This is a genomic window from Herminiimonas fonticola (genome assembly GCF_003293745.1).
Classification (GTDB): domain Bacteria; phylum Pseudomonadota; class Gammaproteobacteria; order Burkholderiales; family Burkholderiaceae_D; genus Oxalicibacterium; species Oxalicibacterium fonticola.
On the sequence record NZ_PTLZ01000004.1, the window covers coordinates 111850 to 137312 of the forward strand.

The 25463-nt window shown below is 49.8% G+C and carries 20 protein-coding genes and 1 riboswitch; of the genes, 18 read left to right on the plus strand and 2 right to left on the minus strand.

The genetic code is table 11. The features are described from left to right. The first annotated feature begins 166 nt into the window (after positions 1–166). The 6 genes from Hfont_RS12965 (at position 167) to Hfont_RS12990 (ending at position 7447) form a co-directional block, all read left to right on the plus strand. On the plus strand, positions 167–1432 hold the full coding sequence (locus Hfont_RS12965) for a glycerate kinase type-2 family protein (RefSeq protein ID WP_112992836.1): 1266 nt from the start codon (positions 167–169) through the stop codon (positions 1430–1432). Positions 1433–1509: 77 nt separating this feature from the next. Further along, positions 1510–2925, plus strand: coding sequence for a pyruvate kinase (gene pyk, locus Hfont_RS12970; protein WP_112992837.1), 1416 nt, complete (start codon positions 1510–1512; stop codon positions 2923–2925). Between the two features lie 192 nt (positions 2926–3117). Beyond that, positions 3118–3225: riboswitch (TPP riboswitch) on the plus strand. A gap of 114 nt (positions 3226–3339) precedes the next feature. Next, the gene (gene thiC / locus Hfont_RS12975) at positions 3340–5253 is read left to right on the plus strand and encodes a phosphomethylpyrimidine synthase ThiC (RefSeq protein ID WP_112992838.1); all 1914 of its coding nucleotides are present in this window, start codon (positions 3340–3342) and stop codon (positions 5251–5253) included. Further along, the gene (thiS, locus tag Hfont_RS12980; protein WP_112992839.1) at positions 5253–5456 is read left to right on the plus strand and encodes a sulfur carrier protein ThiS; all 204 of its coding nucleotides are present in this window, start codon (positions 5253–5255) and stop codon (positions 5454–5456) included. Before thiC ends, thiS begins: the two co-directional genes overlap by 1 nt. A gap of 81 nt (positions 5457–5537) precedes the next feature. After that, on the plus strand, positions 5538–6338 hold the full coding sequence (locus Hfont_RS12985) for a thiazole synthase (protein ID WP_112992780.1): 801 nt from the start codon (positions 5538–5540) through the stop codon (positions 6336–6338). A 128-nt stretch (positions 6339–6466) separates the two neighbouring features. Beyond that, on the plus strand, positions 6467–7447 hold the full coding sequence (locus tag Hfont_RS12990) for an NAD(P)H-quinone oxidoreductase (protein ID WP_112992840.1): 981 nt from the start codon (positions 6467–6469) through the stop codon (positions 7445–7447). 104 nt (positions 7448–7551) lie between these two features. On the opposite strand, the gene Hfont_RS12995 is transcribed toward Hfont_RS12990, so the two are convergent. Further along, positions 7552–8529: a LysR family transcriptional regulator gene (locus Hfont_RS12995; RefSeq protein WP_112992841.1), complete on the minus strand. Its 978-nt coding sequence runs from the start codon at positions 8527–8529 to the stop codon at positions 7552–7554. 146 nt (positions 8530–8675) lie between these two features. On the opposite strand from Hfont_RS12995, the gene Hfont_RS13000 reads away from it, so the two are divergent. The 8 genes from Hfont_RS13000 (at position 8676) to Hfont_RS13035 (ending at position 17345) form a co-directional block, all read left to right on the plus strand. Further along, entirely contained in the window at positions 8676–9011 is a 336-nt protein-coding gene (locus Hfont_RS13000; RefSeq protein WP_112992842.1) for an HAD family hydrolase, read from the plus strand. 432 nt (positions 9012–9443) lie between these two features. After that, positions 9444–10610 (plus strand): ADP-forming succinate--CoA ligase subunit beta, encoded by a 1167-nt coding sequence (gene sucC, locus Hfont_RS13005; RefSeq protein WP_112992843.1) that lies wholly within the window; start codon positions 9444–9446, stop codon positions 10608–10610. Positions 10611–10612: 2 nt separating this feature from the next. Further along, positions 10613–11488 carry a succinate--CoA ligase subunit alpha gene (gene sucD / locus Hfont_RS13010; RefSeq protein ID WP_112992844.1) on the plus strand — a complete coding sequence of 292 codons (876 nt, stop codon included), beginning with the start codon at positions 10613–10615 and terminating at the stop codon, positions 11486–11488. Positions 11489–11684: 196 nt separating this feature from the next. Further along, positions 11685–12452: a fumarylacetoacetate hydrolase family protein gene (locus Hfont_RS13015; RefSeq protein ID WP_112992845.1), complete on the plus strand. Its 768-nt coding sequence runs from the start codon at positions 11685–11687 to the stop codon at positions 12450–12452. 18 nt (positions 12453–12470) lie between these two features. Continuing rightward, entirely contained in the window at positions 12471–13481 is a 1011-nt protein-coding gene (locus Hfont_RS13020; protein ID WP_112992846.1) for a 2-dehydropantoate 2-reductase, read from the plus strand. A 598-nt stretch (positions 13482–14079) separates the two neighbouring features. Further along, on the plus strand, positions 14080–15105 hold the full coding sequence (locus Hfont_RS13025) for a Bug family tripartite tricarboxylate transporter substrate binding protein (RefSeq protein ID WP_112992847.1): 1026 nt from the start codon (positions 14080–14082) through the stop codon (positions 15103–15105). Between the two features lie 110 nt (positions 15106–15215). After that, positions 15216–15737 (plus strand): tripartite tricarboxylate transporter TctB family protein, encoded by a 522-nt coding sequence (locus Hfont_RS13030; protein WP_112992848.1) that lies wholly within the window; start codon positions 15216–15218, stop codon positions 15735–15737. A 78-nt stretch (positions 15738–15815) separates the two neighbouring features. Continuing rightward, positions 15816–17345 carry a tripartite tricarboxylate transporter permease gene (locus tag Hfont_RS13035; RefSeq protein ID WP_112992849.1) on the plus strand — a complete coding sequence of 510 codons (1530 nt, stop codon included), beginning with the start codon at positions 15816–15818 and terminating at the stop codon, positions 17343–17345. 346 nt (positions 17346–17691) lie between these two features. Here Hfont_RS13035 and Hfont_RS13040 read toward each other — a convergent pair whose 3' ends face one another. After that, a complete protein-coding gene (locus tag Hfont_RS13040) occupies positions 17692–18300 on the minus strand; it encodes a Crp/Fnr family transcriptional regulator (protein ID WP_112992850.1) in 609 nt (202 codons plus the stop codon). Between the two features lie 270 nt (positions 18301–18570). Between Hfont_RS13040 and oxc the strand changes: the two genes are divergently transcribed. The 4 genes from oxc to Hfont_RS13060 all read left to right on the plus strand — a co-directional run bounded on the left by oxc (position 18571) and on the right by Hfont_RS13060 (position 25311). After that, the gene (gene oxc, locus Hfont_RS13045) at positions 18571–20286 is read left to right on the plus strand and encodes an oxalyl-CoA decarboxylase (RefSeq protein WP_112992976.1); all 1716 of its coding nucleotides are present in this window, start codon (positions 18571–18573) and stop codon (positions 20284–20286) included. A gap of 261 nt (positions 20287–20547) precedes the next feature. Next, positions 20548–21807 carry a formyl-CoA transferase gene (frc, locus tag Hfont_RS13050; RefSeq protein WP_112992851.1) on the plus strand — a complete coding sequence of 420 codons (1260 nt, stop codon included), beginning with the start codon at positions 20548–20550 and terminating at the stop codon, positions 21805–21807. Positions 21808–22485: 678 nt separating this feature from the next. Continuing rightward, positions 22486–23736, plus strand: coding sequence for a formyl-CoA transferase (gene frc / locus Hfont_RS13055; RefSeq protein ID WP_112992852.1), 1251 nt, complete (start codon positions 22486–22488; stop codon positions 23734–23736). Between the two features lie 432 nt (positions 23737–24168). Continuing rightward, positions 24169–25311 carry an ABC transporter substrate-binding protein gene (locus Hfont_RS13060; RefSeq protein ID WP_112992853.1) on the plus strand — a complete coding sequence of 381 codons (1143 nt, stop codon included), beginning with the start codon at positions 24169–24171 and terminating at the stop codon, positions 25309–25311. Positions 25312–25463: the final 152 nt, after the last annotated feature.

The following is a 25463-nucleotide window of genomic DNA, read 5'->3' on the forward strand; positions in this document are numbered from 1 at the left end:
GTTTCGATAGTCGTTCAACCGGCATTGCGCTTGTATGCAATGCCGGTTTGATTCTCGCGGTTTTTACGCGCAGTGAATCAAATAAAGCATCACATAGTTTGCATCACAAGATTTGCACCACAGATTTAATACGCACTTCCCCAATTCTTAGGAATATTCTCGCCACATGTCGATAGCCCCACGTCAATTTTTAAACGACCTGTATGCAACCGCGGTAGAAGCCGTGAGCGCACAGAAGTGCATGCCCGCCTACCTGCCGAAGCAATCGGTCAAAGGTCGCACATTGGTGATCGGCGCCGGTAAAGGTGCTGCTGCGATGGCCAAAGTAGTTGAAGACACATGGCCAGGCAAAGTCGAAGGTTTGATCGTTACACGTTACGGCCACGGTGCGGACTGCAAGCAAATCGAAGTCGTTGAAGCCGCACATCCAGTGCCGGATGAAGCTGGTCGTCAAGCTGCCGGTCGCATGCTGGAACTGGTCAAAGGTTTGACCGAAGACGACCTCGTGTTGTGTCTGATTACCGGTGGCGGTTCTGCGCTGTTGAGCTTGCCGGGTGAAGGCATCTCGCTGGAACAAAAACAGGCATTGAACAAAGCCCTGCTGAAAAGCGGCGCAACGATTTCTGAAATGAACTGCGTGCGCAAGCACCTTTCATCAATCAAAGGCGGTCGCCTTGGTTTGGCTTGCGCGCCAGCACGCGTCGTCACGCTGCTGATCTCTGACGTGCCTGGCGATGATCCTGGCGTGATCGCCAGCGGTCCTACCTTGCCTGATCCAACCACTTGTGCAGAATCGCTCGCGATCCTGAAAAAATACAAGATCGAGATTCCAGACAACATCCTGCAGCATCTTGAATCCGGCGCCGGCGAAACACCGAAGCCAGGCGATGCACGCTTCGCACGCAATGAACATCACGTGATCGCAACCGCGCAACACGCGCTGGAAGCCGCTGCAGAAAAAGCACGCGCAGCCGGCATCACGCCGTACATTTTGTCGAATGATCTGGAAGGTGAGTCGCGCGATGTCGGTTCTGTTCATGCTGCGTTGGCAAAACAGGTCGCGAAGTATGGTCAACCATTCGCCAAACCTTGCGTGATCTTGTCTGGCGGCGAAACCACAGTGACAGTGCGCGGCAAAGGCCGTGGCGGTCGCAATGCAGAATTCCTGTTGAGTCTGGCAGTTGCGTTGAACGGTGCGCCTGATATCTATGCGCTGGCCTGCGATACCGATGGTATCGATGGTTCGGAAGATAACGCCGGCGCGATCTATCAACCGGATTCGATCGCACGTGCTGCCGCTGCAGGACATAACGCGAAAGCAATGCTGGAAAATAATGACGGTTACGGTTTCTTCAGTGCGTTGGGCGATTTGATTGTCAGTGGCCCGACCCGCACCAACGTTAACGATTTCCGCGCCATCCTGATTTTGTAATTTATTCGTCGCTGTGTTTTGAGTGCAAGCATAGCGGTTTCCATTTTTTAATTTTTCACTTAAGAAGAAGACCTGTCATGAGACGTAATCGCAAAGCAAAAATCGTTGCTACCCTGGGCCCTGCAAGTAATGATGTCGCAACCATCAGCGCACTGTTTGAAGCTGGCGTGGATATGTTCCGCTTCAACTTCAGCCATGGTTCGCATGAAGATCACCGCGCACGTCACGAAATCGTTCGTGGCCTGGAAACCAAGTACGGCCGTCCTGTTTCGATTCTCGCTGATTTGCAAGGCCCTAAGATTCGTCTGGGTACGTTTGCTGGCGACTCCGCTGTGCTGACAGAAGGCGAACAATTTGTGCTCGACCGCGACCAAACGCCAGGCGATGCAACACGTGTGTACTTGCCGCATCCTGAATTGTTTGCTGCCGTTGCAGCTGGTCAGAACCTGCTATTCGACGACGGTAAAATTCGCGTCTCGATCGAAAGCAACTCGGGTGACCGTATCGTCACTCGTGTGACCACAGGCGGCAAGATTTCTAACCGCAAAGGCGTCAATGTTCCTGACGCGATCCTGCCGATTCCTGCAATGACACCGAAAGATCTGATCGATCTGGAATTCGCTCTGTCCTTGGGCGTGGACTGGGTTGCGCTGTCTTTCGTGCAGCAAGTTTCCGATATTGAAGATGCACGCAAGATCATTGGTGATCGCGCTTTGATTCAATCGAAGATTGAAAAGCCTGCTGCAATGCTGGACATCGATGCAATTTGCAAAGCATCTGATTCCGTCATGGTTGCTCGTGGTGATCTGGGTGTTGAACTGCCGATCTCGCAAGTGCCACGCGCACAAAAAGAAATCATCCGTGTTTCGCGCAAATATGGTCGCCCAACCATCGTTGCTACGCACATGCTGGAATCGATGACCGAGTCGCCTATGCCAACGCGTGCAGAAGCTTCTGACGTCGCCACCGCGATCTACGAAGGCGCTGATGCTGTCATGCTGTCGGCTGAATCGGCTAGCGGTAAGAATCCTGTTCGTGCCGTGCAAATGATGGACGCGATCATCAAGGAAGTGGAATCCGATCCGGTTTACCGCAACCTGCTGGATGCACAACAAGTTGCGCCACGTGCAACGCCGGAAGATGCGATCTGCATCGCCTTGCTCGACACAACTACTTCGCTCAACGCAGCGTGCACTGTGACTTACACCAAGTCCGGCAGCACCAGCATGAGCGCTGCACGTGTTCGTCCGAATACTTCGATTCTCAGCATCACGCCGGAACTCAAAACCGCGCGTCGCCTGGCTTGGGTCTGGGGCATTCACTCGATCGTCGGCAAGGACGTGCATTCGGTTGACGAAATGGTCAGCGAAGCAGTGACGGCAGCCGTGCGCGAAGGCTTTGCCAAAAAAGGCGAATACATCGCGATTTCGGCTGGCTTGCCATTTGGTGAGTCCGGTACGACCAATCTGTTGCACATCGCAACAGTTAAGTAATCTGAAGTAAAAGTTTAGGAGTAAGCAGTTTCTGAAAGACGGTGTGTCTGCCGTTTTTCAGAACTGACATGAATGAGTTGTTGAGTTGCAATAACTCATTCATGTCAGATGTAAAAATCTGACATGGGTCAATTGACATAGCCGTTTTATGACATAGACTACGAGTCGTAGTTTGATTGACCTGTTGTAGAAGTAAGAAGCTAGGGGTCCTAGGCAGATGCGTTCCGCATTTGCCGGGTGAGAAAAACCCTTGAACCTGATCTGGATAATGCCAGCGAAGGGAAGCTACCGAGAACGTGTATTGCATCCGAAAATTCGAATTGTATTTATCGAAGTCAAAATTGAATGCGATGCATGTTCCCGAAACCTCCTTAGCTGGCTCCAAGCCAATTTGTAGTTAGCCAAGGAGCCAAAATGAATGCCAACCCGAAATTCCTGTCCGCTACCGCCACGGTAGATGAAGCAGCGATTCAACCATTGCCAAATTCCACCAAAGTTTATATTCAAGGTTCGCGTCCTGATATTCGCGTGCCTATGCGCAAGATCACGCAATCCGATACTGCGGCCTCGTTCGGCTTTGAAAAAAACCCGGCGATTTATGTCTACGATACGTCAGGCCCATATACTGATCCGGAAGCAAAGATCGATATCCGTTCCGGTCTCGATACGCCACGTCTGCCGTGGATACTGGAGCGCAAGGACACCGAAGAATTGGCCGGTCCGACATCCGAATACGGTATCGAACGTCTGAACGATCCCAAGCTCGCAGAATTGCGTTTCAACCTGCATCGCAAACCGCGTCGTGCACTCGCTGGCAAAAATGTGTCACAGATGCATTACGCACGCCAAGGGATCATCACGCCGGAAATGGAATACGTTGCGATTCGTGAAAACATGAATCGCCGTGCCTATCTGGAAGAGCTGAAGCAATCCGGACCTAAGGGCGAAAAGCTCGCCGAGCTGATGGGACGTCAACATCCGGGTCAATCGTTCGGCGCGTCAATTCCGCAAGAAATTACAGCCGAATTCGTACGCAGCGAAATCGCTCGCGGCCGCGCCATCATTCCGGCCAACATCAACCATCCTGAAATTGAGCCTATGATCATCGGCCGTAATTTCCTGGTCAAGATCAACGCCAACATCGGCAACTCGGCAGTCACTTCTTCGATCGGTGAAGAAGTTGAAAAAATGACGTGGGCAATTCGTTGGGGCGGCGACAACGTGATGGATTTGTCGACTGGCAAACACATACATGAAACACGTGAATGGATCATCCGCAATTCACCTGTACCTATCGGCACCGTACCGATTTATCAGGCGCTGGAAAAGGTCAACGGCAAGGCCGAAGACCTGACATGGGAAATCTTCCGTGACACGCTGATTGAACAAGCAGAGCAGGGCGTCGATTACTTTACTATCCACGCCGGCGTGTTGCTGCGCTATGTGCCTATGACTGCAAAACGCATGACAGGTATCGTGTCACGCGGCGGTTCTATTATGGCGAAATGGTGTCTCGCGCATCACAAGGAATCCTTCCTGTACGAACACTTTGAAGACATCTGCGAAATCATGAAAGCCTACGACGTGTCCTTCAGTCTCGGCGATGGTTTGCGTCCAGGTTCTATCTACGACGCCAACGATGAAGCGCAACTCGGCGAATTGAAAACATTGGGTGAACTGACACAGATTGCATGGAAGCACGACGTGCAAGTAATGATCGAAGGCCCGGGTCATGTGCCTATGCATCTGATCAAGGAAAACATGGATCTGCAACTGGAGCAGTGTCATGAAGCGCCGTTCTACACGCTGGGACCATTGACGACCGACATCGCACCTGGTTACGACCACATCACGTCCGGTATCGGCGCTGCGCAAATCGGCTGGTACGGTACGGCTATGCTTTGTTATGTCACACCGAAAGAGCATCTCGGTTTGCCGAACAAGGTCGACGTCAAGGACGGCATCATCACTTACAAGATTGCCGCGCATGCTGCGGACTTGGCGAAAGGTCATATCGGTGCACAGATACGCGACAATGCATTGTCGAAAGCGCGTTTCGAATTCCGTTGGGACGATCAGTTCAACATCGGTCTCGATCCGGACAAGGCGCGCGAATTCCATGATGAAACTTTGCCGAAAGACTCAGCCAAAGTTGCACACTTCTGTTCCATGTGCGGGCCGCATTTCTGCTCGATGAAAATCACGCAGGAAGTACGCGAATACGCAGCTCAACAAGGCATCACGGAAATTCAGGCTTTGAAAAAAGGCATGGAAGTGAAATCAATTGAGTTTGTGAAAAGCGGTTCGGAAATTTATCAAAAGCAGTAATGATAAAAATTGAACTCAATGGATCGCCGCATCAACTCGACGCGCATAAAAGCGTGGAAGAGTTGATTGACGACTTGTCTTTGTCAGGCAAGGCAGTCGCCGTTGCTATCAATCGCGAAATCGTGCCACGTCATCTGTGGCAGCAGCGGCAGTTACAGACTGCCGATTGTGTCGATATCGTGCGCGCTATCGGCGGCGGTTGATCATTGAAGCAAACACAAGGCAGCCACAAGCTGCCTTGTGTGTTTTTACGTATCTACTTGAATCATCGAAACAGGACCTCCATGAGCACCCCAACATTCACCGATGAACCCTTCGTTATCGCCGGCACACCTTACCGTTCACGTCTGCTGGTCGGTAGCGGCAAATACAAGGATTTGAACGAAACGCGCGAAGCCAGTCTGGCCAGCGGTGCACAAATTGTCACTGTCGCGATTCGTCGCGTCAACATCGGCCAGGACCCGAATGCACCGAGCCTGCTTGATGTCTTGCCGCCTTCCGAATTCACTTTGCTGCCTAACTCTGCTGGCTGCTACAACGCCGCCGATGCGGTTTATACCTTGCAACTGGGCCGTGAAATCCTCGGCGGTCACAAACTCTGCAAACTCGAAGTACTCGGCGATGAAAAGACCTTGTTCCCGAACATGCCGGAAACCTTGAAAGCTGCTGAGACCCTGGTCAAGGATGGTTTCGACGTCATGGTGTATTGCAGCGACGACCCGATTCAGGCGCGCATGCTGGAAGACATCGGTTGCGCCGCCATCATGCCGCTGGCTTCCTTGATCGGCTCCGGCATGGGTATTCTGAATCCATGGAATCTATCGCTGATCATCGAACAATCCAAAGTCCCTGTCATCGTTGATGCTGGCGTAGGTACCGCATCCGATGCTGCGATTGCGATGGAACTCGGTTGCGACGGCGTCTTGATGAACACCGCGATTGCCGGCGCACAAGATCCTGTGCGTATGGCACATGCGATGAAACTTGGTATCGATGCTGGTCGCAACGCTTATCTGGCCGGTCGTATCGCCAAACGTTTCTCTGCTTCGCCGTCTTCGCCTATGGCGGGACGCGTGGTCAAGTAAGGCAATTGAAGGTAAAACGGTAGAGAAAGGCCAAGGTGCTTTGGCTAGGCCGCACTTCGATCTCTGGCAGAGGACGTGATTATCGAATATCCTTGCTGCCTTCAACATCTTCACAATAAAGGATTACCATGCGCGCGATCGAAATCACCCAGCCCGGCCCTCCTGATGTATTGCAACTCTGCGAGCGCCCTAGGCCTGAACCCAAGGCTGGCGAGCTGCTGATCAAGGTGCATGCGGCTGGCATCAATCGTCCTGACGTATGGCAGCGACTTGGCAGTTATGCTGTGCCAAAAGGCGCGTCGGATATTCCAGGCCTGGAAATCGCCGGTGAAGTAGTCGGTGGAGATCTTGCAGACAGCGGTTTTAAAATCGGCGACATGGTGTGCGCACTCGCGCAAGGCGGCGGTTACGCAGAATACTGTACCGCACCTGTCGAACAATGTTTGCCGATTCCCAAAGGTTTGGATGTGGTGGAAGCGGCTTCGTTGCCGGAAACATTTTTTACCGTCTGGAGCAATGTTTTTGATCGCGTCGGTTTGACCGGCAACGAAACCTTGCTGGTGCAGGGCGGCACCTCCGGTATCGGCGTGACGGCAATTCAGATCGCCACTGCGCTCGGCCATCGCGTATTTGCAACCGCTGGTAGCGAGGAAAAATGCCGCGCCTGTGAAGTACTTGGTGCCGAGAAAGGCATTAACTACAAGACTGAGGATTTTGTCGAAGTCGTCAAGGCTGCGACCAATGGCAAAGGCGTCGATGTGATTCTCGACATCATAGGCGGCGATTATGTGGCGCGTGAAATCAATTGCCTGGCTGACGATGGTCGCCTGGTATTCATCGCGCTGGCGGGCGGCAACAAGGCAACACTCAGTCTGGGACAAGTCATGTTGCGTCGCTTGACGATCACCGGCTCTACCTTGCGCGCACGTCCGGTCGCGTTCAAGGCAGCGATTGCCGATCAATTGCGTACCAAAGTCTGGCCGCTGATCGAGTCAGGGAAGATCAAGCCTGTCGTGTATCAAACTTTCGCACTGGAAGATGCAGCGCAAGCGCATGCCTTGATGGAAAGCAGTACGCATATCGGCAAGATCGTTTTGAAAATCGTGTAAGCGCCTGTAAAAATTTGATGCAGTAAAAATACATGCAATAAAAAGCCAGACTGTCGATAAATGACAGTCTGGCTTTTTTAATTCTGCAGCAGTTTTTTTAGCTACTACTTCTTTCTTCCCTTGGCTTTGACAGGAAGGTCGCTCAACTGATTGCCCGGTTTAGGGTTGTAGCGAATGATGCGTTCGATTAACTCCGGTCCTTCTTCCAATAGAAATTTTCTGAATGCTTGCGCGACCGGCGGCAGTCGCTTGTTTTTGCGATGCACGACATACCAGTTCAGCATTACCGGGAAACCTTCCACATCCAGCACCGCTAGGCTGCCGGCCTGCAATTCCAGACTGATGGTATGTGCGGATAAAAAGCTGATGCCCATGCCTGCGATAACGGCCTGCTTGATGGTCTCAGTACTCTTGATTTCCATCGCGATATTGATGTCGTTGATACGTTCGCCGAAGCCGTCTTCCATCGAATGCCAGGTATCCGATCCCTTTTCTCTGACAACAAAAGGTTCGTGTATCAGCGTGCTCATCGGAATTTTTTTCTTGTTCACCAGATGATGGTCGGGGGCCGCCACAATCACATAGGGGTGCGGTGCAAAAGCCTCATTGATCGTATCCATGTCGGTTGGCGGTCGCACCATGATCGCAATGTCGGTCAGGTTGTTGGTCATCTGACTTAACAAACCTTCGCGATTATGAACGGACAGATTCAGTGTCACGCCCTGATGGCTGCGCGCGAACTCGACCAGCAGGCGCGGAAAGAAGTAATCCCCGGCGCTGATCACGGCGACGTTCAGTTTGCCGCCAGTGACGCCCTTGAACTGCGTCATTGCGTCTTCGGCTTCCTGGAACTGCTGGATGATGGCCCGGCTGTAGTTCAATAATTCGGCGCCAGCGGGTGTCAGATAGATTTTCTTCCCCAGTTGCTCGAACAGGGCGAGGCCGGCGTGATCTTCCAGTTTTTTGACTTGCGTGGACACGGCAGGCTGCGTCAGATGCAGTTCTTCCGCCGCGCGCGAAAAACTCAAATGGCGAGCTACCGTCTCAAAAACCTTTAATTGCCTGAGTGTTGCATTTTTCATGGGGTGGGGTAGTGCATGTATAAGCCAGAGGGAATCATTATGATTAAATACTTTAACTATGCCTAATCATTTTTTCGCCCTAAGATGCAACTCAAGTTTGGAAAACATCTCTGAACGAGTATCAAAATACAGACAGGAGACTTGCCATGTTCACAGCCGCGTTTGATCAATATTCTGCAGATGATGCAGCCGATCTGCACCGTAACGCCTATAACGCGGCGTTCTATGAACTTGGTTTGAGCTGGTACTGGGATGCGAACACAGGCGATGATCTCGCTACCATCTCGGGCGGGCGCAAGCGTCTTCAACATTATCTGGAGACCTGCCAGGCGCATCTGCTCAAAGTATATGAAGCTGATTTCCTGATTGAAGCAATACAAGCTGCCAAAGCACGCTGCTATGAAAACATGACAGCGAGCGGTACCCGCGTGACCCGTCCGGTAAATTGGGCGGAAATCCAGCGGGGCGAAGTCGGCGTTTGAGCACATGCATCATGCGCTATTCATCATGACCTGATGCAATTGTGCTCTGATGCAAGTCAACTGTACTGCGTACATCAACTGATCGGTTCGATGTTGCGCCGCGTACAGTAGGAGCTCACTCAATTTGTTGTATCCAAAGGCGATTTTTGAATCGCTGCCCTAGTGTCGTTTACACTGGTGTCGACCTGTAAGTCAATTACTGAGTAAGTAAGTTGATTTAACTGACGACAAGTATCGAATCTTAACCTTGGTCAAGGAGTTCGAGAGACGCTTCTCGCACAATCCCGGTCACCGTTTTCTATTCGATTTGGCAACTGTTAAAATAACTTTCTTTCTGCTAGAAAGACCGGCGGTTTTTGCGTGGATTTAATGCAAAAAATAATTTTATCGTAGCGAATTGCTGCAAAAAATTGATTATCAACAAGGACGATCATGAATATCCACGAGTATCAAGGAAAAGAAATACTGCGTAAGTACGGTGTTACGACACCAAAAGGCTTTCCATGTTTTTCCGTAGATGAGGCTGTTAAAGCTGCTGAAAATCTGGGCGGTAAAGTCTGGGTTGTAAAAGCACAGATTCACGCTGGCGGCCGCGGTAAAGGTGGCGGCGTTAAAGTTGCCAAGTCGCTCGATGAAGTACGCAAATATGCGAACGACATTCTCGGCATGACATTGGTGACGCATCAAACCGGTCCTGAAGGTCGTTTGGTCAAGCGCTTGCTGATCGAAGAAGGCGCTGACATCAAAAAAGAACTGTACGTCGGTATGGTCGTTGATCGTGCTAGCCAACGCGTTGCTCTGATGGCATCCAGCGAAGGCGGCATGGACATCGAGCACGTCGCTGAACATACTCCTGAAAAAATCCACAAGGTATTCATCGATCCAGTCAAGGGTTTGCTCGATAGCGAGGCTGATGATATCGCCCGCAAAATCGGCGTACCTGAAGGTTCGGTTCCACAAGCGCGCGCATTCATGCAAGGCTTGTACAAGGCATTCGACGAAACCGATGCATCGCTGGCTGAGATCAATCCATTGATCGTCACCGGCGACGACCGTATCGTTGCACTCGACGCGAAATTCAATTTCGATTCGAACGCAATGTATCGTCATCCAGAAATCGTTGAAATGCGCGATCTGGACGAAGAAGATCCAGCTGAAATCGAAGCGTCGAAATTCGACCTGACCTACATCTCGCTCGACGGCAACATCGGCTGCCTGGTGAACGGCGCTGGTTTGGCAATGGCAACCATGGACGTCATCAAGTTGTACGGCGGTTCGCCAGCCAACTTCCTCGACGTCGGCGGTGGTGCGACGACTGAGAAAGTCACCGAAGCATTCAAGATCATGTTGAAAAACCCGGACATCAAAGCGATTCTGGTCAACATCTTCGGCGGCATCATGAAGTGCGACGTGATCGCACAAGGCGTGATCGCAGCAGCGAAACAGGTTGATCTGACCGTTCCACTGGTCGTTCGCATGGCGGGCACCAATGAAGAACTGGGCAAGAAGATTCTGGCTGAATCCGGTCTTCCTATCATCACTGCAAACAACATGGCTGAAGCGGCTGAAAAAGTCGTCAACGCAGCACAGGGGAAATAAGCATGTCAATCCTGATCAATAAAGATACTAAAGTTATCACCCAAGGCATCACCGGTAAAACCGGTCAGTTCCATACCAAAATGTGTATCGAATACGCAAACGGTAAAAACTGTTTCGTTGCTGGAGTGAACCCAAAGAAACCTGGCGAATCGTTTGAAGGCGTACCTATTTACGCATCCGTCGCTGAAGCGAAAGCAGAAACAGGCGCAACCGTTTCGGTTATTTATGTTCCGCCTCCATTCGCTGCAGCTGCAATCGATGAAGCAGTTGATGCTGGCATCGATTTGGTTATCTGCATCACCGAAGGTATTCCAGTGCGCGACATGATTCGTACCAAAGCACGCATGGAAGGCAAAAAAACCTTGCTGCTCGGACCGAACTGCCCAGGCTTGATTACACCTGACGAAATCAAGATCGGCATCATGCCGGGTCACATCCACAAGAAAGGCCGCATCGGCGTGGTTTCGCGCTCGGGCACACTGACCTATGAAGCAGCGGGTCAATTGGCTGAATTCGGCCTCGGCCAATCGACCGTGGTTGGTATCGGTGGCGATCCAGTCAGCGGTTTGAAACACGTCGACATCCTGCGCATGTTCAATGACGATCCGGACACTGATGCAGTCATCATGGTTGGCGAAATCGGTGGCGATGCAGAAGAAACCTGCGCACGCTGGATCAAAGACAACATGAAGAAACCAGTTATCGGTTTCATCGCTGGCGTAACAGCACCAGAAGGCAAACGCATGGGCCACGCCGGTGCGATTATTTCCGGTGGTAAAGGTACTGCGCAAGAGAAACTGGCTGTGATGGAAGCGTGCGGCATCAAAGTCACACGTAACCCAGCTGAAATGGGCCGTTTGCTGAAATCGGTTCTGTAATAAGAAGGTCTTAACACTCCTCTTGCATGAGGAGTGTTATCTCTACAGAGAATACCCAGTGTTTTTTGTAGAGATAGTTACACATGCTGATGCGCCTACTGCGCACGCCGGATGTGATCGCGTTAGAACGCAAGTTCGCACAGGTACTCCGTTGAGTAACAGTACAAGTTTCGAAATTTAAAGAAAAGAGCCACAAATGTCACAGCATTGGATTCGTTTTAGTCACGCAGGTAATACACAATTCGGTACGCTTGAAGGCGACAGCATTCAAGTTTACACAGGCGACATGTATGCCAATCCGGTCAAAACCAGCACTGTCTTGAATCTTAATGACGTCAAAGTGTTGATGCCTACCGAGCCAACCAAAATCATCGCGATGTGGAACAACTTCCACGCCTTGGCAAAAAAATTGAATTTGGCAGATCCAGCCGAACCTTTGTATCTGATCAAATCGCCAAACTCGTATTTGAATCCAGGCGAAACAATCGAGAAGCCGCCTACAGACGAAAAAATTGTCTTTGAAGGTGAACTCGGTATCGTGATCGGCAAAACAGCCAAGCGCGTTTCCGAAGCAGATGCTTTGGATTACGTGTTCGGTTACACCGTCGCTAACGACGTAACTGTTGCCGACATCCTGAACCGCGATGCATCGTTCGCACAGTGGGTCCGTGCAAAAGGTCTGGATACCTTCTGCCCATTCGGCCCTGTTGTGGCAACTGGCATCGACCCGACCACACTGGTCGTCAAAACAATTCTGAATGGCGATATCCGTCAAGACTATCCGATCAGCGACATGCGCTTTTCGGTCCAGCAACTGGTGAGTCTGATTTCCGCCGACATGACGCTGAATCCTGGCGACATCATCCTGTGCGGCACCTCTGTTGGTGTCGGCTCGATGAAGCCGAACAGCGTCATCGAGATCGAGATTGCCGGTATCGGCAAACTCACAAACGATTTTAAATAATAGTCGCGAGGTAAGAGTATGAAAATTGCAGTTATTGGAGCAGGCGCGATCGGTGGTTACGTTGGCGTAAAACTGGCATTGGCTGGTGAAGACGTTACGTTCATCGTGCGCGGTGCAAACCTGGAAGCCATCAGCAAGAACGGCGCCAAGCTGATCATGCATGATGGTTCCGAGCACGTCGCAAAGAACGTCAAAGCAACTAACAACTACGATGAAGCGGGTCATCAAGACATCATCGTGTTGGCAATGAAGGCGCATCAACTCGAAGCGATCGCCGACGATCTGCCAAAATTGATCGGTCCTGAAACCGTCATCGTCACCATGCAAAATGGTATTCCGTTCTGGTACTTCCACAAGCATGGCGGCAAACTGGCTGGCACGCGCGTTGAAAGTGTTGATCCGACCGGCAAGATTACCGCCCAGATCCCTGCTGATCGCGTACTTGGTTGCGTCGTCTACCCAGCATCCGAATTGATCGCACCAGGCGTCATCAAGCACATTGAAGGTGATCGTTTCCCTATCGGTGAACTCGATGGTTCGATCAGCGAACGTGCAACCCGCGTTTCGGAGTGCTTCACTAAAGCCGGCTTCAAAGCGCCAGTACTGGAAAACATCCGTTCGGAAATGTGGTTGAAATTGTGGGGCAATCTGACCTTCAATCCAATCAGCGCCTTGTCGCATTCGACCTTGCAAGATATTTGCCAATTCCCGCTGTCGCGTGAGCTGGCTGCAGCAATGATGACGGAAGCGCAAACGGTCGCGAACAAACTTGGTATTGAGTTCCGCGTCACGCTGGACAAACGTATCGCTGGTGCTGAAAAAGTCGGCAAGCACAAAACATCAATGCTGCAAGACGTTGAAGCCGGTCGCGATCCAGAGATCGACGCATTGGTAGGTTCGGTGGTTGAGCTTGGTCGTTTGACTGAAACACCAACACCGCATATCAATACGGTCTACGCACTGGTCAAATTGCTGGCGAAAACCATGGATGAAGAATCCGGTCAGATCAAGCTGCAAAAAATCGCTTAATTCAGTAAAGACGAAAAGCCCATGAAATTGTTTTCATGGGCTTTTTTTTTGAAATATTTTTGAATTCAGGGAATTCTGAGTGACGTAGCACTAAAGCCTGTTGATAAATTTTCATTTTTTATATTGAGGACTACGTATAAATACGTATGTCAATTTAGGCAAAGTTTTTCCCAATTTGCCTTGCAAGGATGGCACACTCACACAAAGCGGAAGAAATACGCAATATATAAGTAGCTGATGTTTCAGATTTGAGAAGATAAGTTGTTCGATGATAGCCGCATATAAAAATTGGCACGTCGCAGCGATTTGATCGTTGAGTTGGCAAATACGAGAAATGGAGCTCGTAAATGCAGCGCAATAACTCTAAAAAAGTTACTCAAATGAAATGTAAAACATGCGATCAAGCAGTGGCCGGAGTCTCGTAAACTTGACGCCGGTCAAGAGAATTTTCAAAGAAAGGCCACACTATCTTTGAAAATAAAAGTAACTATAAGTTATGTTTGAAGGCATCGTAGTCGCACGATGCCAGTGCTCACAAGGCATCTCGACGCGGCAGTAGTAAAAAAGTAGTCAAAATTATTATTAATAGGAGACAGCAATGATCAAGGAATTCTTTTCGCACTCAAGCGGTATCGCAAAGGCAACCGCCGGCGCATTTGCAGCAGTCGCTCTGACTGCAACCCCAGCCTTTGCAGCATGGGAACCAACCAAACCAGTCGAATTCGTCGTACCAGCAGGTACCGGCGGTGGCGCTGATCAAATGGCACGTCTGATTCAAGGCGTCATCATCAAAAACAAATTGATGAAAGAGCCGCTGATCGTCGTTAACCGTTCGGGCGGTGCAGGTGCTGAAGGCTTCCTGGACGTTAAAGGTTCCAAAGGCGACCCACACAAAATCATCATCACACTGTCGAACTTGTTCACCACGCCTATGGCAACTGGTGTTCCATTCAACTGGAAAGAAATGACTCCAGTTGCAATGTTGGCACTGGATCAATTCGTTCTGTGGACGAATGCTGAAAAGCCATACAAATCGGCGAAAGAGTATATCGATGCTGTTAAAGCTGCAGGCCCAGGCAAAATGAAAATGGGCGGCACAGGCTCCAAGCAGGAAGATCAAATCATTACTGCTGGCCTGGAAAAAGCTACTGGTACCAAGTTCATCTACATTCCATACAAAGGCGGCGGTGAAGTTGCTGTTCAATTGGTTGGTAATCACATCGATTCGACAGTGAATAACCCGATTGAAGCGGTTTCGCAATGGCGTGCTGGTAAATTGAAAGCGCAATGCGTATTCGATGACCAACGTATGCCATACAAAGCGAAAATCACCGAAACCCTGTCTTGGAACGACATTCCAACTTGTAAAGAAGCGGGTATCCCAACCGACTACACCATGTTGCGCGGCATCTTCATGCCAGCAGGTGTAACTGCTGACCAATTGGCTTTCTACGTTGATCTGTTCACAAAAGTTCGTGCAACAGCTGAGTGGAAAGACTATATGGAAAAAGGCGCTTTCAATACAAGCTTCAAAACTGGTAATGACTTCAAAACATGGCTGGAAGCTGCAGAGAAGCAACACGCTACTCTGATGCAAGAAGCCGGTTTCATGGCCAAGAAGTAATAGACTAATCCGGGGTACATAAGAAGAGAGGCTGCGCTATCGACTAGTTCGATAGCGCCAGTCAGCTCGCGCGCCCCAACTCATGTAAAAAATTTTCAGGAGCATTCCTCATGGATCAGAATTCGGAATCCGGCGATGGCGTTCGCACTGGCGTAGCCACCAATATCGTAGATGCGGTAGTTGCCGCCATCTTATTGGCGCTGGGTCTTACAGTTGTTATAGCAAGCTGGAAGTTGGGCGCAACGTGGACCAGCGATGGCCCAGGTTCAGGCTACTTCCCATTCGGTATTGGTGTGTTGATTTGTATCTCAGGAGCGGGCACTTTGTGCATGTCCCTGTTTGGCAAAAACAAGAACACTGAAGTTTTCGTTGATCGTGAACAGTTCACACGTGTGATGCAAGTTTTCATTCCTGCATTGGTGTATGTTGGCGCGATCGAGATCTTCGGTATCTATATTTCGTCGGCTGTCTACATCACGTTATTCATGATTCTGCTGGGTAAATTTTCGCCAATCAAGGCGATTATTGCCGGTCTTGCCGTCAATGTCGTGTTCTTCTCGATGTTTGAAGTCTGGTTCAAAGTCCCCCTGTTTAAAGGGTCGATCGATCTTTTGAGCTTCCTCGGTTATTAAGAATTGCAGAGCGAATCGCAAGATCGCGCATGTTAGTTCTCACCGAGTCAGATTGGAATTCAAGGAGTTTTAAGTAAAATGGACGAAATTAATTCATTATTTCACGGGTTCGCGGTCATCTTGACCCCAATGAATCTGTTGTTGATGGTCATCGGTATCACCTTGGGTGTGCTGATCGGCGTGTTGCCTGGTTTGGGTGGCGCAAACGGCGTGGCGATTCTGTTGCCACTTACCTTCACGATGTCGCCGACTTCAGCGATTATCATGTTGTCTTGTCTCTACTGGGGTGCATTGTTCGGGGGCGCGATTACGTCTATCCTGTTCAATATTCCAGGTGAGCCGTGGTCAGTTGCGACCACGTTTGACGGCTATCCAATGGCGCAAAAAGGTGAGGCTGGTGCAGCATTGACCGGTGCTTTCACTTCGTCGTTTATCGGCGCGTTTATTGCAGTTGTCATGATCACCTTCCTGGCACCATTGGTTGCTAAATTCGCGTTGCGTTTCGGCGCTCCAGAATTCTTCTCGGTTTATCTGCTCACCTTCTGTAGTTTCGTCGGTATGGGTAAAGGTTCGCCGCTGAAAATTCTTGCTTCAATGGCACTCGGTTTTGCGCTGGCATCAGTCGGTATGGATACGGTTACCGGTCAATTGCGTATGACCTTTGGTTTCGAAGAGTTGATGCGTGGTTTCGACTTCCTGATTGCAGTTATCGGTCTGTTCGGTATCGGTGAAATTCTGTTGTCGATGGAAGAAGGCCTGGCTTTCTCCGGTAAATCGGCAAAAATCGATCCAAAAATCGTGTTTGCAACCTGGAAAAAACTGCCGCAGTACTGGGTCACTTCCCTGCGTAGTGCCGTGGTTGGTATCTGGATGGGTGTTACTCCAGGTGGTGCAACACCTGCATCGTTCATGTCCTACGGTCTGGCCAAGAAGATGTCCAAGAACGGTTCGAAGTTCGGCACGGGTGAACTCGAAGGCGTGGTTGCTCCTGAAACTGCAGCGCATGCTGCTGGTACCGCAGCGCTGCTGCCTATGCTGGCTCTGGGTATCCCAGGTTCGCCAACAGCGGCTGTTCTGCTCGGCGGTCTGCTGATCTGGGGTTTGCAACCTGGTCCATTGCTGTTCACTGAACAACATGACTTCGTTTGGGGCCTGATCGCTAGTATGTATCTGGGTAACCTGGTTGGTTTGGCAGTTGTTTTGACTACCGTTCCATTGTTTGCTTCGATCCTGCGCATTCCGTTCTCGATCATTGCACCAGTTATTGTCGTGATTTGCGCTATTGGTGCTTACACCGTCGGCAATGCAATGTTCGATATCTGGTTGATGTTGGTATTCGGTGCAGTTGGCTACGTGTTCAAGAAACTGGACTACCCGCTGGCTCCGCTGGTTCTGGCATTGGTTCTTGGTCGTAATGCAGAAGATTCGTTCCGCCAAGCGATGTTGTCATCGCAAGGTGATGTGTCGGTAATGTTCTCGAACGGTTTGGTTGGTTCGATCACTGCTCTGGCACTGATTATGTTGTTCTGGCCTCTGATCTCGAAAGTGATCGCGCTGGTTCGTCCTCCTAAAAAGGATGAATTCGCTGAACACCGCGAAGCAGAATAATTGATGTAATTCGATCATGACGCTCTTGAGTGGGCGTCTAAAGATCTGGTTTTAATAACAGATTTGATCTTATGCCCCGTAAGGTTTGCACCTTGCGGGGCATTTTCATTTCTGAAACTTCAATACAAAGTTGGCTGATGAATTGGCAGACGAGTATGAGTTCTCAACGTTGTTGTTGAGGATGTGTATGGGAGCGAAACGAGAAAGTGGGTTGTTCTATACTCGATGAGCAAAATCGAGTAGGAATGACTTAAAGCGGCAGTAAATACAGGATACGTACTTGTTTCAAGTGGGATTGGGCGTTTCGCAAACGCTAATCTTTAAGGCCGATCTCTTTTGGGTAAGGTCAGATCTTCCCTTGATGCTTCAATCGACTTAACGTTTCCGGTGATAAATTGAGATAGGACGCTAATTCTTTTTTTGGAATGCGATCAAAGAGATCTTGATGTTTGCGTATGAAGCGTTGTACGCGGCCTGGCGCATCCAGCAAATGCAGTGTAATAGTGTGGGCCATGATTTCACTCATCAGATGCATCACGTCATATTCAAATGCTTGTTTGACATGCTCATGTTTTTCCATGAATGCAATCCATTGCAGCAAAGGTAATTTCACGACGCGCGCTTTGGTTACGCAGATAATGCTGTAAGGAGTCGGTGTTTTAAGGCGCCATGCGGCATAACTGGTTTCCATGCTGCGTTCATCTGCAAAGCGTAGAATCATTTCCTTGGCTTGTTGGTTGGTAACCACTCGCTTCAAGATGCCGTCAAGAATGAAGTATTGCTCCATTTCATGTACGCCTTGATGCAGCAAAAAATCGCCTTTGGGGCAATCCACCACGACTAGATGTGGTTCCAGCTCAGCCCATTCGCTATCTGTCATTTCTTTTAAGACAACATTTTGCTTGAGCTGAACGCGAATTACATTTCGTTCTGGATGGTTATCAACAGTCGGCATTTACAAGGGAAAAGATATAAGAGACAGAAGGGTGAGTGGGGCTAATATCATGCGATGAAAATTGACCGGGGTCAATGATAGAAGCGCGGACAGATCGATATGATACGCCCACTTGAATAGGCATGCGCAAAAGCGTATGACTAAGGGTATCTCTAAAAATCATCCCATCTGATTTTTAGAGGTGCCTTGCAAGTAATAATGGCCGTCAAAAGTGCGGCATTGAATGGCACTGAGCAACGTTGCTCGACCTTAATCGAAAGAGAATTCATCATGAGTAATGCGACAGCAGCAGTAATACCAGAAGGCGTAGAGCTGACCGACGGTTTCCATCTTTTAATGGAATCGCTGGAAATGAACGGCATCACCAACATCTACGGTTTGCTCGGTATTCCAGTTACGGAAATCGGCCGTATGTGGCAAGCACGTGGTAACAAGTTCTTCAGCTTCCGCAACGAACAAAATGCAGGTTATGCAGCATCGGTTGCTGGTTACTTGACCAAAAAACCTGGCGTTTGCGTGACCGTTTCCGCTCCAGGTTTCTTGAATGGTTTGACCGCACTGGCTAACGCCACCACAAACTGCTTCCCAATGATCTTGATCTCGGGTTCGTCCGAGCGTGAAATCGTCGATCTGCAACAAGGTGATTACGAAGAGATGGATCAGTTGAACATCGCTCGTCCACATTGCAAAGCTTCTTTCCGTATCAACCGTACTGAAGACATCGGCGTTGCTGTTGTCCGCGCTATCCGCACAGCATTGTCGGGTCGTCCAGGCGGCGTGTATCTGGACATCCCAGCACGTCTGTTCAGCACAGTAATGAGCGCAGAAGAAGGCGCGAAAACTCTGTTCGTTCCAGTTGATCCAGCTCCAGAACAAATCCCAGGCCCATCGGCTGTTGCTCGCGCTGTTGAATTGATCAAAGGCGCTAAAAAGCCATTGATCTTACTCGGCAAAGGCGCTGCATACGCACAATGCGACGCAGACATCAAAGCACTGATCGAAGAAACCGGTATTCCATTCACACCGATGTCGATGGCAAAAGGTCTGGTCTCCGATACACATCCACAATGTGCAGCTGCTGCTCGTTCGATGGTATTGCAAGAGTCCGACGTTGTTGTTCTGATTGGCGCTCGTCTGAACTGGTTGCTGGCGCACGGCAAAGGCAAAACCTGGGGCGTTGCGAAGAAATTCGTGCAAATCGACATCCAGGCTAACGAAATGGACAGCAACGTACCTATCGCTGCACCATTGGTTGGTGACGTCGCTTCGTGCGTCAACGCATTGCGCGCTGGCCTGAAAGGCATGACCAAGCCAACCGAATGGATGGGCGCTATCGCTGAACGCGTTACGACCACCAAAGGCAAACTGGCTAGCAAATTGACCGCAGCAACTCCGGTTATGAACTACTTCAACTCGCTCGGTGCAATCCGTGATGTATTGAAAAACTACCCAGACATCACTCTGGTTAACGAAGGTGCAAACACCCTCGATAACGCACGTATGGTCATCGACCAATACTTGCCACGTAAACGTGTAGACACGGGTACATGGGGCGTTATGGGTATCGGTATGGGTTCGGCTGTTGCTGCAGCTGTTGAAACAGGCAAGCCAGTCGTTGCAATTTGCGGCGATAGCGCATTCGGTTTCAGCGCAATGGAATACGAAACAATCACCCGTTACAACCTGCCAGTAACTGTGATCATCATGAACAACGGTGGTATCTACCGCGGTGACGAAGCAAATCCAGAACACCAATTCTCGTGCATGTTGTTCAACCCGAACACCAAGTACGATCAATTCAGCGTTGCTCTGGGTGGCGAAGGCGTTCGCGCTGAAACTCCAGAACAACTGGCTAAAGCGTTGGAAGCTTCCCTGAAATCGGGCAAGCCAACCATCATCGATGCAATCATCGATCCAGCAGCTGGTGTTGAATCGGGTCGTATCGGTAACCTGAACATCGTTTCGACGATCGGTAAAAAGAAGTAATACTGGGTGAGATCATGACGCCAGTCATGATCAAACTTGGTGGCACGATCGAGTAGTTTTCGGTCGTGCCATGTACTTGACACTGTTCAGGCTGCGGCACTAGACTAGCGTGTTCAGAACTCCAAGCTGTATTGGAATATAGTCATGTAAAAATGGCGCAATTCCACCAAGATTTTTCTGGGTGGTTTTTTTACTTCCTGAAGCCCAAGTATGTTGGTTTCAGGAATCAAGTTAAACGATTGATAAGGAAATCTACCGATCATGAGTCAAAATTTACCATTAGCAGGTATTAAGATTATCGATTTCACACACGTACAAGCTGGTCCAGCATGTACACAGTTGCTGGCATGGTTCGGCGCTGATGTGATCAAAGTTGAACGTCCAGGTTCCGGCGACGTGACACGTAGCCAGTTGCGCGACATCCCTGATGCCGATGCTCTGTACTTCACAATGCTGAACAGCAACAAGCGTTCGCTGACTCTGGATACCAAAACTCCAGCAGGTAAAGAAGTTCTGGAAAAAATGATCAAAGAATCCGACGTTATGGTTGAGAACTTTGGTCCTGGCGCTTTGGATCGTATGGGCTTTTCTTGGGCGCGTATCCAAGAACTGAACCCAGGCATGATCTTGGCATCGGTTAAAGGTTTCTCCGATGGTCACCACTACGAAGACTTGAAAGTCTACGAAAACGTCGCACAATGCGCCGGCGGTGCTGCTTCGACAACCGGTTTCTGGGACGGCCCACCAACTGTTTCTGCAGCTGCTTTGGGTGATTCCAACACAGGTATGCATTTGGCAATCGGTATCTTGACAGCCATCATGGGTCGTCAAAAAACTGGCAAAGGCCAAAAAGTTGCTGTTTCGATGCAAGATGCTGTTTTGAATCTGTGCCGCGTCAAACTGCGCGATCAACAACGTTTGGACAAACTGGGCTTCCTGAAAGAATACCCACAATACCCACACGGCACATTCACCGACGTCGTGCCACGTGGTGGTAACGCAGGTGGTGGCGGTCAACCAGGTTGGGTTCTGAAATGTAAAGGTTGGGAAACCGACCCTAACGCGTACATCTACTTCACCGTGCAAGATCACGCATGGCCACCAATCTGTAAAGCATTGGGCCGTGAAGAGTGGATCGATGATCCTGCGTACAACACACCTGACGCACGCCAAGACAAGATTTTCGATATTTTCGCGACTATCGAAGAATGGCTGAAAGACAAAACCAAGTTCGAAGCAGTTGATTACTTGCGTAAATTTGACATCCCATGCGCACCAGTACTGTCGATGAAAGAATTGGCAAATGACGAATCCCTGCGTAAGAGCGGTTCTATCGTTGAAGTTGAGCACAAAGGCCGTGGTGACAAATACCTGACCGTTGGTAGCCCAATCAAATTCTCCGACATGACACCAAACATCGTTGCTTCCCCATTGTTGGGTGAGCACACAGATGAAGTTTTGGCTGGCTTGGGTTATACCAAAGAGCAAATCGCTGCATTGCACACCGCAAAAGCAGTGTAATAAAACAGCGAGTTGTATCAGCTTGTAAGAAACGGCGCCTTAGGGTGCCGTTTTTTTTTCGTCTCGTTTTCTGTTGATGCGGCATGCAGAGGCTATGCGACAGGGCTGGATGCAGGGTGGGTGGCAGGTGCTATAGTGGCAAACCTAACAGTCGCAGAACCTGGTTGCAGATATGTAGAAGAGTGCACGATATTATTTTGCTGCCTGTGTGCAATTGCTGCTCTGCAGCAGTCATTCGAATGCGCGGCAGAGGGGAAGTCTGTTGCCGGCAAGAGAGAGGCATGCGATGAAAATTGACCGGGGTCAATGATGGAAGCGCAGGCTGATCGATATGATACGGCCACTTGAATAGGTGTGCGTAACAAGGCATATTTAAGGGTGGCTTTAAAAATCCTGGATCTGATTTTTAAAGATGCCTTGCAAGTAAGAAGGTCAGTAAAACACGGTATTACTCCGGTATGGGTAGATGAAAATTGCCGATCATGGTTGACCGCGACACGCTGCAAAGAGCGCGCGGGTTGATCAGGAAAGCGTGCAGCATCTGCAGAGATCAGCATCTGAATTGTTTGGATGTATGCACCCAATACCATGACTCAAACCATGCACAGATTTTTAGTTAAACATGGCGCGAACGGGCATTTGTCTGCTCGCGTTTTTTGTACACGATAGGAGTAGTTGATGAGTAAGGCATTAAGTGGCTATCGCATTCTTGATTTCACACACGTGCAATCAGGTCCGACATGTACCCAGTTGCTGGCATGGTTTGGTGCAGATGTAATCAAGGTCGAACGTGCAGGCGAAGGTGATGCCACACGTGGTCAATTGCGTGACATTCCGGAAGCAGACAGTCTCTACTTCACGATGCTCAACCACAACAAACGTTCGATTACGCTCGACACTAAAAACCCAAAAGGGAAGCAAGTGCTCGAAACCTTGATCAAGGAATGCGACGTACTGGTAGAGAACTTCGCACCTGGCGCGCTGGATCGCATGGGCTTCACATGGGAACGTATCAACGAACTCAACCCGAAAATGGTCGTGGCATCGGTCAAAGGTTTTGGTCCTGGCCCATACGAGCACTGCAAAGTGTATGAAAACGTCGCGCAATGCGCTGGCGGCTCTGCCTCGACGACAGGTTTTGATGATGGCCCGCCAATGGTCACCGGCGCGCAAATCGGCGATAGCGGTACCGGCTTGCACCTTGCGCTCGGCATTCTCGCTGCATTGTTGCAGCGTCAGACAAGTGGTCGTGGCCAAAAAGTTTTGGCGCCTATGCAAGATGCCGTGTTGAATCTGTGCCGCGTCAAGCTGCGCGATCAGCAGCGTCTGGAACGCACCGGCGTCATGAAGGAATATCCACAATACCCGGATACTCCTTTTGGTGATTCCGTGCCACGCGCAGGCAATGCTTCCGGTGGTGGTCAGCCTGGTTCCATCCTGAAATGCAAAGGCTGGGAAACAGATCCAAACGCATACATTTACTTCGTCAATCAAGGTGCCGTCTGGGATTCAGTCTGCAAGGTAATTGGCAAAGAGGAGTGGCTTGCTGATCCGTCGTTTGCAACGCCTGCATTGCGTGTGAATCATATGAAAAACATCTTCGCTGCTGTCGAAGAATGGACCAAGACCAAAACCAAGTTCGAGGCAATGGACATTCTCAACAAGTTCGATATCCCTTGCGGTCCGATCTTGTCGATGAAAGAAATCGCTGAAGAGCAATCGTTGCGCGACACCGGTACGATCGTTGAAGTTGATCATCCAGTGCGCGGCAAATATCTGACAGTCGGTAACCCGATTAAATTGTCGGACAGCCCAACCGATGTGACGCGTTCGCCATTACTCGGCGAGCATACTGAAGAAGTGCTGGGTCAACTTGGTTACAGCGCAGAGCAAATTGCTGACTTGCGTAAAGACGGTGTGATTTCGTAAAAGAAGCAGAATCTGCGACAAGTGTTTCTAAAGCCCCTACCTGAAAAGGTGGGGGCTTTTTATTTGTCGATACTCATTGCATGGCGAGAACGGGCTGCGTGAAAGTAATTCCTCTCCAATGCATATGCTTAATTCAGCTAGAGTGCGAAGCGCGCCTCTAATAGGCAGTATCAAGGATTTGGGATAGCATTGCAGACGGACATCAAGATGCGCGCCAAATGAGAATGATTCTTTTTACCGAGGAATTGCGGGTAGAAGACGGATTTTGTAATTGTTTTAGGTTATCCAATACGCATATGTACTAAAGATCATGTGGAAAATTGATCTCGGTCAATGCTGAAAGTGGGGGCGCGTCGATAAGATACGCGCACCTGAAGAAGTCTAAGTTATGCTAAAAAAAGCATATATATAGTTTTTCTGAGGAGGCGATTGATGGTTAAGGGGTGGAGACAAGTACTGCCGGCTGTTTTGTTAATGGCAGGTGTATTTCAAGTAGCTAATGCTGAGGACGGCGTAACTGAGAGCTCGATCTTGATAGGCCAAACCATCGGTCTTACCGGCACGGTTGCCGGGACGGTAAAAGAAATGAATGAAGGCGCGCATGCTTACATAGCGGCGGTCAACAAGCAAGGTGGCGTGAACGGCCGCAAGATTGAAATACGTACGCTGGATGACCAGTACCTGCCGGAGAAGGCGCTAGCCAATGCCCGTACACTGATCGAGAAGGATAAAGTTTTCGCATTGTTTCAAAGTCGCGGTACGCCGCACACCATTGCGATACTGCCGGAGTTAGCGGCCGCTAAAGTGCCTTTGATAGCGCCTAGCACCGGGGCAGAAAGTTTGCACACACCAGTCAATCGCTGGGTATTTAATGTGCGAGCCAAGTATCAGGATGAAGTAGTCAAGGCGATTGAGCATTTCAATACGCTGGGATTTAAAAACATCGGTTTGCTGACGTACGAGAAAGACGATGCATTAGGGCTCGATGGGCTCAACGGATTTAATAAAGGCATGGCCGAGTACAAACTGAAGCCGGCCTTTATTGAGATTTTTCCGCGTATCAAACCGAATGTGAATGAGGTTGCGCTCAAACTGATAAACGCAAACCCGGATGCGCTGGTGATTGTGAGTTCGGGCTCGAATACGGTAGATGTGATCAAGGCGATTCGCGCGCATGGTGGCAGGATGCAAATCATGACGCTGTCGAATAATTCGTCTAAGGAATTTATCAAAGACTTGGGTTCGGATGCAGCAGGCTTGATTTTGTCGCAAGTAACGCCGCCACCGAATTTGTCGTCTAGTGGTTTGGGTAAAGAGTTTCAGGCTGCAGCCAAGACCATAGGTGCAACGGTTTCTTACGCAGGGCTGGAAGGTTATTTGTCCGCGAAAGTCATGGTTGAGGGTTTGCGCCGTGCAGGACGTAATTTGACGCGCGACAGTTTCATGCGCGGGCTGGAATCGATGCAGAGAGTGGATATGGGTGGTTTGTCTGTCACCTACAGCGACAAGGATCACACGGGCAGCAATTTTGTTGAGCTGACCCTGGTAAGCAAAGATGGGCGATATGTACGTTAAATTGCCGGTCGATAGTAGATATTGGTAATAGGTATAAGCAAGAGATACAGGTAGCAAGCAGTGCAGAGGTTGGTAGTGAATTGATCGCAGAGAAATTCAAGTCTCTGCGATCTGTAATGCATAAAGCGCACGTTGATAAAACCCGGATAACG